Annotated in this window: 13 protein-coding genes; 6 read left to right on the forward strand and 7 right to left on the reverse strand. The window is 52.6% G+C overall.

From position 1 onward, the window contains the following. The gene (gene napF, locus SPK40_RS13590; RefSeq protein ID WP_330960790.1) at positions 1-534 is read right to left on the reverse strand and encodes a ferredoxin-type protein NapF; all 534 of its coding nucleotides are present in this window, start codon (positions 532-534) and stop codon (positions 1-3) included. 226 nt (positions 535-760) lie between these two features. Between napF and narQ the strand changes: the two genes are divergently transcribed. The 6 genes from narQ to SPK40_RS13620 all read left to right on the forward strand — a co-directional run bounded on the left by narQ (position 761) and on the right by SPK40_RS13620 (position 5667). Further along, positions 761-2488: a nitrate/nitrite two-component system sensor histidine kinase NarQ gene (gene narQ / locus SPK40_RS13595; RefSeq protein ID WP_330960791.1), complete on the forward strand. Its 1728-nt coding sequence runs from the start codon at positions 761-763 to the stop codon at positions 2486-2488. A gap of 2 nt (positions 2489-2490) precedes the next feature. Continuing rightward, positions 2491-3129: a response regulator gene (locus SPK40_RS13600; RefSeq protein ID WP_248143539.1), complete on the forward strand. Its 639-nt coding sequence runs from the start codon at positions 2491-2493 to the stop codon at positions 3127-3129. 122 nt (positions 3130-3251) lie between these two features. Beyond that, on the forward strand, positions 3252-3599 hold the full coding sequence (locus SPK40_RS13605; RefSeq protein ID WP_330960792.1) for an ArsC family reductase: 348 nt from the start codon (positions 3252-3254) through the stop codon (positions 3597-3599). A gap of 49 nt (positions 3600-3648) precedes the next feature. After that, the gene (gene dapE / locus SPK40_RS13610) at positions 3649-4782 is read left to right on the forward strand and encodes a succinyl-diaminopimelate desuccinylase (protein ID WP_330960793.1); all 1134 of its coding nucleotides are present in this window, start codon (positions 3649-3651) and stop codon (positions 4780-4782) included. Continuing rightward, the gene (locus SPK40_RS13615) at positions 4779-5468 is read left to right on the forward strand and encodes a M15 family metallopeptidase (protein WP_248143535.1); all 690 of its coding nucleotides are present in this window, start codon (positions 4779-4781) and stop codon (positions 5466-5468) included. Before dapE ends, SPK40_RS13615 begins: the two co-directional genes overlap by 4 nt. A 1-nt stretch (position 5469) precedes the next feature. Beyond that, the gene (locus SPK40_RS13620) at positions 5470-5667 is read left to right on the forward strand and encodes a DUF2897 family protein (protein ID WP_330960794.1); all 198 of its coding nucleotides are present in this window, start codon (positions 5470-5472) and stop codon (positions 5665-5667) included. Positions 5668-5709: 42 nt separating this feature from the next. On the opposite strand, the gene SPK40_RS13625 is transcribed toward SPK40_RS13620, so the two are convergent. The 6 genes from SPK40_RS13625 to SPK40_RS13650 form a co-directional block, all read right to left on the reverse strand. Beyond that, positions 5710-6951, reverse strand: a complete 1242-nt coding sequence (locus SPK40_RS13625) for a glutamate-5-semialdehyde dehydrogenase (RefSeq protein ID WP_442957578.1) — start codon at positions 6949-6951, stop codon at positions 5710-5712. A 53-nt stretch (positions 6952-7004) separates the two neighbouring features. Further along, positions 7005-8165, reverse strand: coding sequence for a glutamate 5-kinase (proB, locus tag SPK40_RS13630; protein WP_248143532.1), 1161 nt, complete (start codon positions 8163-8165; stop codon positions 7005-7007). 118 nt (positions 8166-8283) lie between these two features. Continuing rightward, on the reverse strand, positions 8284-8688 hold the full coding sequence (crl, locus tag SPK40_RS13635) for a sigma factor-binding protein Crl (protein ID WP_248143531.1): 405 nt from the start codon (positions 8686-8688) through the stop codon (positions 8284-8286). 143 nt (positions 8689-8831) lie between these two features. Further along, on the reverse strand, positions 8832-10088 hold the full coding sequence (gene frsA, locus SPK40_RS13640; protein WP_248143530.1) for an esterase FrsA: 1257 nt from the start codon (positions 10086-10088) through the stop codon (positions 8832-8834). Positions 10089-10236: 148 nt separating this feature from the next. Next, positions 10237-10698 carry a xanthine phosphoribosyltransferase gene (gene gpt / locus SPK40_RS13645; protein WP_248143529.1) on the reverse strand — a complete coding sequence of 154 codons (462 nt, stop codon included), beginning with the start codon at positions 10696-10698 and terminating at the stop codon, positions 10237-10239. 52 nt (positions 10699-10750) lie between these two features. Next, positions 10751-12040: an NCS2 family permease gene (locus SPK40_RS13650; RefSeq protein WP_330960796.1), complete on the reverse strand. Its 1290-nt coding sequence runs from the start codon at positions 12038-12040 to the stop codon at positions 10751-10753. Between the last annotated feature and the right edge of the window lie 640 nt (positions 12041-12680).

Here is a 12680-nt window from a genome sequence, read left to right on the forward strand (position 1 = left end):
TTATTCCACCTGGCTTTCTGGGTGATAGTTGTCTGAATGATGGTTTTCTGCATGAAGGCTGTCTGAGTGAATCTGGATGGCCTGAGCCGGGCACACGGAAACGCAGGCCCCGCAGCCGGTACAATCCACAGCACTGACCACAGGCTGAGCCACTTTGCCCTGCTGTAATACAAAACGAATCGCCACCGGCTCACACTGCTCTCCGCAAGACCGGCACTCCACCCCGTTGAATGCCAGACAGGTCTCAGAGATTTCAGCACTTACCTGCCAGGGCGCTTCTGCCTGCGGGCGAAACAACGGCTCCGGGCACACCTCAGCACACTGATAGCAAAACGTGCATTCTCCGCGCTGAAAATCAACCTGAGGAAAACCGCCGTCACCCTGGACAATAATGCTGGTCTCGCAGGCTTTCTGGCACGCCTGGCAGCGTGTGCACTGTTCCGTGAACACCTTGTCTTCTGTCATCCAGGGAAGCCGGGGGGCTTGCGGCGCGTTCCCCCGCCTCAGCCAGAAACGTCGAGCTAAATCAGCCATAGATTCATCACAGCAGTTATTCCGTTTTGCCTGACCGGGGTATGCAAAACATGATGGTCAAAGTATAGACTCAGTTTAAAAAGGGTTATTGGTAGCAGAATATACCTCTAAGGGGGTAATTCGGGGGTAAGCTTGTTTGAGATCAAGAAAGTACATTGTCAGCCTTCACAAAATGACTGACATCGGCGAAAACAGGGCGTCGGGGATTCAGCAGAAAGGAGCCGGGGTGTACCGAAAGACAACAACGAAAGCCGCCTTGAAAAGTGCCGGTGCTGGCAGCGTCACCGGGGTTATTGCCCGCGTGATGCTCGCGATTGTGCTGCTGTCGCTTCTGACAACAGGCGCCACCATGCTGGCTGTCAATGCCAGTCGATATGATGCAGAAATGGTGAATCTGGCCGGGTCACTGCGGATGCAGAGTTACCGGCTTGCTTTTCAGTTGGCCCAGGACGGCCAAGCCCGTGAAACTGACATTGCCCATTTCAGCCAGACGCTGAATGCACCAGCCATGACCTCACTGAGAAGCCTGACGACACCGGATAATCTGCTGCAAAGCTATCAGAACCTGCTGGATGACTGGCGCCGGATCAGTCCACAGCTGACCGGTGCTACCCCGGATTACTTTGTTCATCAGGTGCCCGAGTTTGTTGATCGCATTGATCACTTTGTCTATGAATTGCAGGCTTTTTCTCAGCAAAAACTGCACATCATGGCCGCAATTTCCGGTCTGGGGCTGGGGATAATCCTGATGCTGGCATTATTTGCCATTCACTACAGCCGACGCCGTATTGTGCCGCCACTGCAGAGCTTGCTTGCCGCCAGCCAACAGGTTCAGGCCCGTCATTTCTCGGTCCGGGTTGATGAAAACAGCCAGAATGAGCTGGGAACCCTGGCCCGGGCTTTCAATCATATGGCACAAGAGCTGGGACAGAGCTACCGGGCGCTGGAAACCACAGTCGAAGAGAAAACCCATCGTCTGAAAGAAGCCAATAATGCCCTGAAAACCTTGTACGATTGCGCGCAGTTGCTGTCCGTAAACCGGATTCAGGCCAGACATTTCAGTCAGATTCTGGACAGACTGATCCAGCTCGAAGGCTTTGCCGTCATCCGGCTGGTTGTCGAAGAGGGCCACGGGATTCGCACTGAATTTCAGGCAGGCAAGCCCGACGACAGCCAGAGCTGGCATCAGCATGCGCTCAAACAGGAAGACCAGCATCTGGGAACCCTCTGGTGGCAACACACCCTGCCCTGTCCGGATCCGGCGCTGATCATCAGTGTCGGCCATTTGCTCAGCCGGGCGCTGTACGCCCACCAGACGCAGACACAGAGCGACCAGTTACTCCTGATGGAGGAAAGGGCCACCATTGCCCGTGAACTGCATGATTCACTGGCACAGGCCCTGTCCTATCTGAAAATTCAGCTGACACTGCTCAAGCGTCAGCTGGCCACATCCCCGGACGCCGCAAACAACATTATTGATGATCTCGAACAGGGGCTGTCTCAGGCTTACCGTCAGCTTCGTGAGCTGCTGAATACATTTCGTCTGTCGATTAAACCCGGCAAGCTCAGCGACGCCTTAAATGACATGCTGGCACCGCTCCGGAATCAGACCACAGCGACCATTCTGCTGCATAATCAGCTGCCCTCCCTGCAACTGACGGCGCCACAGCACATTCACCTGATTCAGCTGACACGGGAGGCTGTGCTCAATGCCATCAAGCATGCAAAAGCGACAACCATCACGGTCGACTGTATCCCGCAGGGCGATCAGGTGCTGGTCGAGATCTGTGATGATGGTCAGGGATTCGATCCGGATCAGAGCAAAACATCCCACTATGGGATGTCGATCATGAACGAGCGGGCAGAAAGTCTCGGCGGAAAACTGACCATCCTCAGCGCCGCCGGTCAGGGCTGCCGCGTTCAACTGAAATTCGCCTTACAAAGTACAGGATAACCATGATGCACAACCCACCGGCCCACCGGATCGTCATTGTTGATGATCATCCTCTGATGCGACGCGGCCTCAGTCAGTTACTGGAACTGGAGCCAGATTTCGAGCTTGCCGGGGAAGCCAGCAATGGTTATCAGGCACTGGATATAGCCCTGGAACAAGAACCGGATCTGATATTACTGGATCTCAACATGAAAGGGCTGTCCGGCCTCGACACCTTACGCGCTCTGCGCGAACAGGGCTGTCAGGCAATCGTGGTCATCCTGACGGTTTCCGACAACCCAAACGACATCCGGACCTTGCTGGAGGCCGGTGCAGACGGATATTTACTGAAGGATACCGAACCGGAACAATTGCTGGCGCTGCTTCAGCAGGCGCTGACCGGACAGCAGGTATTCAGCGAGCAGGTCAGGCAATATCTGGAAAACAACACTCAGGCCGACGATCCGCTGCAGGAACTCACCGGCAGGGAGAGAGAAATTCTTCATCTGGTTGCCCAGGGCAAACGAAATAAAGACATCGCCATGCTACTTTTCATTTCAGAAGCCACAGTGAAGGTCCATATCAAAAGCCTGCTCAAAAAACTGGAGGTGGGGTCACGCACAGCTGCCACAGTCATTTATCTGCAAACGCAGGAGAAATAGCTCCGGCACTCAGGCCTGCTTCGGTGGCGGATACACAGGCTTTCCCATTGCGTCGCTTTCTCATTCCCGTTATAAAAGGGGCTTGTTTCAAAACAACTGCCATGCACAAAACAGGTTAGATTATGAGCACCATTGCCTACGGGATCAAAAACTGCGATACCATCAAAAAAATGAAGAAGTGGCTCGATGCCCAGAGCGTTGAATACCGCTTCCATGACTACCGTGTTGACGGCCTGGATCGCACTCTTCTTGAGTCTTTTGAAGCCGAACTGGGCTGGGAAGCCATGCTGAACAAGCGCGGCACCACTTTCCGTCAGTTGACCGATGAGCAGAAAAACAACCTGGACCGGGAGAATGCCCTGGCACTGATGCTGGAATATCCGGCGATGATCAAACGCCCGCTGCTGGTCCACAACAAAACCTGCCACCTCGGCTTTAAGCCTGAGCAATATCAGGCCATTTTCGCGTAACTGCCCATATTTACTTTTCCCAACCCAAAGAACACAGAAGGAAACACGGATGTCAGACAGCCCAGTGATCGCCCTGACCAAAGACCTTATCAGCCGAGCCTCAGTCACCCCGGAAGACGAAGGGTGTCAGGATGTCATGATCGCCCGACTGGAAAAACTGGGCTTTCAGATAGAGAGCATGGTGTTTGAAGACACCACCAACCTCTGGGCTCGCCGGGGTACAGAAGCCCCGCTGTTTGTCTTTGCCGGTCATACTGACGTCGTTCCTGCCGGTCCGGCTGAACAGTGGCATACACCGCCTTTTGAACCCACCATTATCGACGGTTATCTGCACGGCCGCGGTGCTGCGGATATGAAAGGCTCACTGGCCTGTATGATCGTATCGATTGAACGTTTTCTGGCCGAGCACCCTGACCATCAGGGCTCCATTGCGTTGCTGATCACTTCCGACGAAGAAGGGCCGTTTATCAACGGAACCACCCGTGTTGTTGATACCCTTGAAGCCCGCAACGAAAAAATCGACATGTGTATTGTCGGTGAACCGTCCAGTACCCATGAAGTGGGTGATGTGGTGAAAAATGGCCGCCGTGGTTCAATCACCGGTGATCTCGTCGTGAAAGGTGTTCAAGGGCATGTTGCCTACCCACACCTGGCTGACAACCCGGTTCACAGAGCTATGCCTGCGCTGGCAGAACTGGCGACTACGGTCTGGGATCACGGCAACGATTATTTTCCGCCAACTAGTTTCCAGATTGCCAATATGGCAGCAGGCACCGGCGCATCCAATGTAATCCCCGGAGAACTCAAGGTTCAGTTTAACCTGCGTTTCAGCACGGAGCTGACCAACGAAGACATCCAGCGCAAAATACACTCCGTGCTGGATGCTCATGGTCTGGAATATGATCTGGCCTGGACCTTCAACGGCCAGCCGTTCCTGACGGACAAGGGCACCCTGCTGGAAGCCGTCGTCCGTGCGATTGAAGAAGTGAACCATCAGCGTCCGGAGCTGCTGACCACCGGCGGCACCTCTGATGGCCGTTTCATTGCCCGCACCGGTGCGCAGGTGGTTGAACTGGGTCCTGTGAACGCGACCATTCACAAGGTCAACGAATGCGTGAAGATTGCCGATCTGGAAAAATTGACCGACATGTACCAGAAAGTACTGGAAAACACGCTGGTATGACTCTCAGCCTGCCCCATTTAACGCTGGCGCAACTCACCGGGCTGGATGAAAGCCATCTCTGTGAGTATCAGGGACGCCAGATTCACGCTGGTATTCAGGATGCACTGGCCGCCTTGCAAGAGGCGGCCGCTCAGGCTGGATTTGATCTGAAACTGGCCAGTGCATTTCGCTCCTTTGACCGTCAGCTGCTGATCTGGAACAGCAAGTTCAACGGCCTGCGACCCATTCTGGACAACAACAGTCAGCCGCTTAATCCGGCCTGTCTGTCTGAACTGGAAAAGATCCACGCCATTTTACGCTGGTCTGCCCTGCCCGGTGCCAGCCGCCACCACTGGGGCACCGATCTGGATGTCTACGCAGCCAACTGCCTGCCTCAGGGAGAATCGCTGCAACTGGAACCCTGGGAATATCTTGACGGCGGACATCAGGCCGGATTCAACAACTGGCTGACAGCGCATATGAACCGTTTCGGATTTTACCGCCCTTATGCCGCTGACTTAGGCGGGGTCGCCATTGAACCCTGGCACATCAGCTATTTTCCACTCAGCAGTCAGCTCAGAACTCAGCTGACGCCAAGCCAGCTTGCCACTGTCATTGCCGATCAACCTGTTGCAGGAAAATCGCATATTCTGGCAAACCTTGATACGCTTTATAGTAAGTACATCAACAACATCTGTGAGGTCTGATATGGACTGGCTGCTCAATCCCTGGGTCATCACCATCATCATCGTGAGTGTTGTGGTCAGTAACATTGCGGCCATTAAATACACGGCCAATATGAAATTTGGCCATCACGACAAAACCAGCGAGTTACTGAAAAAACAGCAGGAAGTAGAAAACCTGACCCACAAAGATCACGCCGCTGAAAATGAAGAAAAAAAATAGCCGGTTTCAAAAACCGGCTATGGCTGTTTTGTGGCTGAATCATCAGCTCCGGCAGAGGTAATCTGCCTGACCAACCCATTTGTAACTGGTCAGTTCTTCCAGCCCCATCGGTCCGCGGGCATGTAACTTCTGAGTCGACACCGCAACTTCAGCGCCCAGACCAAACTGCGCCCCATCCGTAAAACGGGTGGATGCATTGACGTAGACCGCCGCTGAACCCGCTGCATTAATAAACCGCTCCGCAGACATCAGGTCATTGGTCAGAATCGCATCTGAATGGCTGGCATTGTGCGCGTGCATATGCTGAATCGCCGCGTCGACATCCGGAACAATTTTCACCCCCAGCGTATAACTCAGCCATTCAGTATCAAAGTCGCCTTCCTGAGCTGCACACACCTGATCGGCGTGATCTTTCAGCAAAGTCATTGCCTGCGCTTCTGCAACCAGTGTGACCTTGTTCTGATTCATCCGCTCTGCCAGTTTCGGCAAAAACTCCGCGGCTACCGCTTCATGCACCAGCAGCGTATCCAGCGCATTACAGGCTGACGGACGCTGAACTTTTGCATTTTCAACCACATCCAGTGCACGGATCAGATCCGCAGACTGATCCACAAAAGTATGACTGATTCCAAAGCCGCCGATAATGACAGGAATCGTGCTCTTTTCCTTACACATCTTGTGCAGACCGGCACCACCACGCGGAATGATCATATCGACATACTGATCCATCGTCAGCAGCTCAGACACCAGTTCACGGTCAGGCTTGGCAATGTACTGCACCGCCGCTGCCGGTAAACCGGCCTTTTCCAGTGCCTGTTGAATGACGCTCACCAGCGCCATATTAGAATGGAAGGTTTCACGACCGCCGCGCAGAATACTGGCGTTACCAGTTTTCAGACAAAGCGCTGCAATATCAATGGTCACATTCGGGCGCGCTTCATAAATCACACCGACAACACCCAGCGGAACCCGGCGACGACTCAGGCGCATGCCATTTTCCAGCACCCGGGAGTCCAGTTCAGCACCCACAGGATCCGGCAATCCAATCACGTTCCGGACATCACCGGCAATTGCCGCCAGACGCGGTGCATTCAGCATCAGACGATCCAGTAACGCTTCTGACATCCCGCTTTCCCTCGCAGCTGCCAGATCTTTTTCATTGGCAGCCAGGATTTCAGCCTGACGGGCTTCCAGTTCATCCGCAATAAAAGCCAGTGCCTGGTTTTTCTGTGCGGTCGCTGTTGTCGCCAGTGTAAAAGCAGCCTGTTTTGCTGCTTGTCCCATTGCTTGCAATTCCACCCTGTTTCCCTCTCGGTCCGTATGATTGTGCTGTTGTATTAGATGAGTACCAGATCGTCCCGGTGGACAGCAACCGGACCGTACTCATAGCCCAGCACTTTATGAATATCCTGACTGTGTTTTCCGGCAATTTTCGCAATATCCTGGCTGGAATAGCGACTGATCCCGCGGGCCAGCAAAATTCCGTCGGCACTGTATATCCGCGCCACTTCACCCCGCTCAAACTGGCCTTTGACCTCAGTGATCCCTTTCGCCAGCAGACTGCTGCCACGCTGAGTCACCGCCATCGCGGCACCGGCATCAACAATGATATCCCCGGCTGGTGGCGGTCCCGCGAGGATCCAGCGCTTCCGGCTTTCCAGTGGTGATTCCAGCGGCAGGAACCGGGTTCCGACCTGCTCACCATTGACAATACCGGCAATCACTTCCGGACGGCTGCCCGCAGCAATAATGACTTCAATTCCGGCACGACGTGCAACATCCGCGGCCTGCAACTTCGTCGCCATCCCGCCGGTTCCGAGACCACCGACGCTGCCACCCGCCAGCTTCCGCAGGGTTTCATCAATAGTATGTACTTCCCGGATCAGTTCCGCATCCGGATTGCTGCGCGGATCCGCAGTGAAAAGTCCGGGCTGGTCTGTCAGCAACAATAGCTTGTCTGCTCCGGCCAGGATCCCGACCAACGCAGATAGATTGTCATTATCGCCGACTTTAATTTCCGTGGTGGCGACAGCATCATTCTCATTCACCACCGGAATAATATCGTTCTCAAGCAGTGCCAGCAGCATATCGCGGGCATTCAGATAACGTTCTCTGTCGTTCAGGTCGGCACGGGTCAGCAACATCTGGCCCACATGCAGTCCGTAAATACTGAACAGCTTTTCCCACTCCTGGATCAGACGACTCTGACCCACGGCAGCCAGCAATTGTTTGCTGGCCATGGTTTTCGGCAGTTCCGGGTAACCTAAATGCTCGCGACCTGCGGCAATGGCACCGGAGGTCACAATCACCACCTGATGACCCTGTCGGCGAAGATGGGCGCACTGCCGGACCAGTTCAACCATATGTGCACGGTCGAGTCTCAGTGTGCCCCCCGTCAGAACGCTGGTTCCCAACTTCACAACGATGGTCTGTGATGCAGTCTCAGCTGCATGATGAGCCTGGTGCTCACTTGCTTGTAATTTGTGATTGTCTGCCATGAAGAAAACTAAAGGATGCTGAAGAATGGCATTTGTTTTATCAACCCCGACCGTAAAGCACAAGAAAAATGCGTCTGAGTCGACGCATTTTCTATTTTTTCAGGATTTCATGTGGAAATCAGGCCGAAACGGATAAAGTCGGTGCTGACAGATCCGGGGCCGGATGAATCGGGAGGTCGTATTCCTGTTCCAGTAACGTACTGAGCTTGTGGTAAAAATCTTCCAGTGTCTGTTGTACCGGCTCCAGATGTTTTGCCGGCACCTTATCTTCCAGCCAATCACCATGAATATCATAGCGGCCGAAGTAGTAATGGTACTGGAACCCGCCCTCACTTTGGGTCAGTTCCAGCCACCATCCCCAGAACTCACGCTCTTCCGGTGCTTTTTTGGCATTAATGCAGCTGGCTAAGCAATCGAAGAAAAAGTGTCCTTCAGATGACTGTTGCTGACGCAGGTAAGGACCAAGTGCGGTCAGCTTGGTCATCAGACGGCCATGGGAAGGAAAAGTGACTTGTGTTGGCATAGGTCCATCCTTAGTCTGGTATTCAACAAAAAGCGCTAAGGGTCTGTTGACCCTACTTGTTTCCCCTATCGCTATCATTTAACACACAGCGACAGAGAAATGGCAACATTTTATTTACATCCTCAGACCAGATCATCGAGCCGTCACAGCTTATCCTTCAGCCACTCGACAACCTGGGTCATGGCTCTGTGATAACCGTCGTGAAGCGGCGCGGCCGGCAGGCTGACCGCTTTCCCGCCCCGGCTGGACATTGCAATCAGCTGATTATCCATGTCGGTGCTGACCGGATCGTCTTTCAGGTTGACACCCAGCATCGGAATATCAACTTTCCTGCGCCCGAGCAGCCCCTGCTGCTTCAGCGACCAGGCCGTCATATGGGAAACCAGACTTGCTTTAGACACGCCGTTTTTACCCATGCGCGAAGCAAACATATCCAGATACATGCGCGGCATACTGTTCAGCAGCTTGGGCTGGGACAGGAAACTATGAATAATTCCGCCAAGGCTGATACAGGTTTTCAGCCGGGTCGGCTCAACGAACCCCAGCCGGATTGCAGCATTCCCGCCAAACCGGATACCAAGCATTGCGACCCGGTGGTGATCAACCCAGGGGACGTCCCTGACCTGTTGCAGCAATGCCTGATGCAGCTGACTGGTATCTTCGGTGAGTGTCCATGCTGCACTGTGGCCAACCGACGGCATGTCCAGTGTGATCATGGCATAACCCGCTGGTCCCAGATATTGCTGATACAGCGGCCAGAGTTCCGTCTGGAGTGTATCCAGGCCGCCGCTGACAATCACGGTCGGTAACAGCTGATCGGTACGCGGCAAGTGGATAAAGGCCTGGAATGTTTTTCCCTGATAAGACACATCAATCGTTTTGACCTGATGCGGCATCAGTTCCATGGCATCTTTATAAGTGACGGTCGCCTGCAGCTCAGCCTGGGCAGCCAGCTCATCCCCTTTGAGATGCGGATAAGCTGCGATGCTGTAATGAGTACTGGCTTTCAGCATCATCTCGGCCGCTTTTTCCTTATTGCCTTTGTCCAGATGTTCACGGCTGAGACGCTGGTACTGACTCCCCAGTTGTGACCATTCATAAACCCAGTTCCCGGGCTTATATCCAATCACGGTATCTAGCAGTTCATCATTGGTCCGCTTTGCTTTCGCGGTGGCAATTCTGGCAAAGATCCCTTCCATTTCAATGGGATCGACTCCCTGCCAAATCCAGAGCGGACGGCGTAAGACCCGATACCAACCAGCAACGGTATCGCCGTCAAGCGCATTGTGAACTTCTGTAGATGAGGCATGGGCCAGCCTGACCAGACTGGAGGTTTCTTTGGTCGTTTGACGTGGTGCGAACAGTTTTTCAGACAGGTTCACCTTGGAAGGCTCAGACACTATTGACTCCTGCGTGTGGAAGGTTCAAAACCCGTTTTACTTTCAATCTGGCTTCATTGTATATGTTTTCGGGATAATTACCCCAAACACGGCACACAAAAAAGGAGCCTGAAGGCTCCTTTTCAAATTTATTTTCAACCGGGCTGGATCATGAGCGCTTGGAAATCGGCTCAACAAAAGTGACAGCCATATCCCATGGTTGTTCAATCCAGGTATCCTGCTCAATATCAACCACATAATCATCAACCAGATGTTTACCGGCTGGCTTGGCGCAGACCGTCACAAATTTTGCTTTCGGATACATAGCACGAATCATTTCCGCGGTGCCGCCTGTATCAACCAGATCGTCCACAATAATGAATCCTTCACCATCACCGTCGGCTTTCTTCAGTACTTTCATGTCACGCTGGTGGTCATGGTCGTAGCTGGAAATACAAACGGTATCGACATAACGAATACCCAGTTCGCGAGCAAGAATTGCAGCCGGCACCAGGCCACCACGGCTCACTGCGATAATCCCCTGCCACTGATCCGCCGGCAGCAGTTTTTCCGCCAGTTGGCGCGTGTAGCTTTGCATGTTATCCCAGGTGATGACGAACTTTTTAGTCATATCCGATGAACCTCTAAATCAGCGAATCAATACCGCTGGTCAATAAAACAAATTATAAAAAGACGATTTTAGCTGTGAACAGTGCGGCAATGACCCAAACACTGACATTCACATCCCGGCCTTTACCACTCAGCAGTTTCACCGCTGCATAAGTGATAAAGCCCAGCGCAATACCTTCCGCAATGGAGTATGTTAACGGCATGAGCAGGCAGACCACAACTACAGGTGCAGCTTCTGTTAAGTCACGCCAGTCGATTCCCGCCAGGCCGGAGACCATTAAAATGGCCACATAAAACAACGCACCAGCGGTCGCATAAGCCGGAACCATCCCTGCCAATGGGGCAAAAAACAGAGCCAGCAGGAACATGATACCCACTGTAACCGCCGTCAGACCTGTCCGGCCACCCGCAGCGACACCGGCCACACTCTCAACATAAGAGGTCGTATTGGATGTGCCCAGCAGAGCACCCACAGATGTCGCCGTACTGTCGGCCAGCAAAGCACGGCCCAGACGCGGCATTTTGCCATCTTTATCAACCATTCCTGCTTTCGTGGTGGCTCCGACCAGAGTCCCAGCCGTATCAAACAGGTCAACAAACAGGAAAGCAAACACGATTGAGATCAGCCCGACATCCATGGCACCACTGATATCCAGTTGCATAAATGTTGGCGCAATACTCGGTGGCGCAGACACAATGCCGTTGTAATGAACATCACCAAACGCAATGCCCAAACCGGTCACGATCAGGATCGCCACCAGCACAGCCGCTTTCATTCCCCGGTGAACCAGACCGATGGTCAACATGAAGCCCAGCGCAGCCATTACCGCCGGGAAGCTGGTCAAATCACCAACGTGCACCAGGGTCGCCGGGTTATCAACCACAATGCCAGCGCTTTGCAGCGCAATAAAGGCCAGGAATAAACCGATACCAGCAGTGATGCCTGTTCTCAGTGACAGCGGTATCGCATGGATCAGCCACTCCCGAACTTTCAGCAAGCTGAGCAAGATGAAACATAAACCGGAGAAAAACACAGCAGCCAGGGCAACCTGCCAGGTGTGGCCCATACCAAGGACAACTGAATATGTAAAGAAGGCATTCAGACCCATGCCAGGTGCCTGAGCAACCGGGTAGTTGGCGACAAGCCCCATCATGAAACAGCCGATCATCGCAGCCAGACATGTTGCAACAAAAACCGCGCCTTTATCCATCCCCGTCGCGGCCAGCATTGATGGGTTGACAAAGATGATGTAGGCCATGGTCAAAAAGGTCGTTACCCCTGCCAGCACTTCAGTACGAACATTCGTACCGTTTTCTTCTAACTTAAACAGTTTCTCAAGCATTGTTCTCTGGTCCTTGGAGAAAAGTATCTGTTCAGACTGAACGCTAAAATTTTATACCTCAAAAAGGGAAACGTTTGCGTCACAGCCATTTTTGGGGGGCGATTATAGGCTTATCACTAATAAATTACCAGACTCATCAAGAATACACGCCTGACCGCAAATAATGCGTAAATTTTCTTCGGCAAAAATTACTGAAAATTAAAAACAATTAAAAATCATAATTTTAAATAGATACCAAGGTGTATGTCTTTTAACCGAATTTATTTTTTGCTTTCAAGGCAAACGCTTAAATCAGAAAAAAGAGTGCCTGCTTTGGCTGGCTCATCAGAATGTAATCGTATACATGCTTTTTTATCCAATCTCTCAATGAGAAAGAATGAATGAAACTTCATGAATAAAAAAACAGAAATAAAAAAACGCCACCCGATCCTGGGTGGCGCCAAAACTAATCTCACTGGCGAGAGCAACAATCAAAATTGCTACCAAACCGCTGTATACAGTCTTGAAAGTTAGGGGGTGAATATCAACCTCGCACCGCCTCAGCGCTGCGAGTCAATCAGGCAGATAGCCAGACAGAAACAAAGCTGGCTTGAATTTACTTAGTAACCAAACGCACTTGGATAGTTGAAAGAACCACCGA

The organism is Photobacterium sp. 53610 (assembly GCF_036409375.1).
In the GTDB taxonomy this organism is placed as follows: Bacteria; Pseudomonadota; Gammaproteobacteria; order Enterobacterales; family Vibrionaceae; genus Photobacterium.

Coding starts and splice junctions, on each gene's coding strand:
- napF (WP_330960790.1), bottom strand. CDS start 534: ATGGCTGATTTAGCTCGACGTTTCTGGCTGAGGCGGGGGAACGCGCCG.
- SPK40_RS13600 (WP_248143539.1), top strand. CDS start 2,491: ATGATGCACAACCCACCGGCCCACCGGATCGTCATTGTTGATGATCAT.
- SPK40_RS13605 (WP_330960792.1), top strand. CDS start 3,252: ATGAGCACCATTGCCTACGGGATCAAAAACTGCGATACCATCAAAAAA.
- dapE (WP_330960793.1), top strand. CDS start 3,649: ATGTCAGACAGCCCAGTGATCGCCCTGACCAAAGACCTTATCAGCCGA.
- SPK40_RS13615 (WP_248143535.1), top strand. CDS start 4,779: ATGACTCTCAGCCTGCCCCATTTAACGCTGGCGCAACTCACCGGGCTG.
- SPK40_RS13620 (WP_330960794.1), top strand. CDS start 5,470: ATGGACTGGCTGCTCAATCCCTGGGTCATCACCATCATCATCGTGAGT.
- SPK40_RS13625 (WP_442957578.1), bottom strand. CDS start 6,951: ATGGGACAAGCAGCAAAACAGGCTGCTTTTACACTGGCGACAACAGCG.
- proB (WP_248143532.1), bottom strand. CDS start 8,165: ATGGCAGACAATCACAAATTACAAGCAAGTGAGCACCAGGCTCATCAT.
- crl (WP_248143531.1), bottom strand. CDS start 8,688: ATGCCAACACAAGTCACTTTTCCTTCCCATGGCCGTCTGATGACCAAG.
- gpt (WP_248143529.1), bottom strand. CDS start 10,698: ATGACTAAAAAGTTCGTCATCACCTGGGATAACATGCAAAGCTACACG.
- SPK40_RS13650 (WP_330960796.1), bottom strand. CDS start 12,040: ATGCTTGAGAAACTGTTTAAGTTAGAAGAAAACGGTACGAATGTTCGT.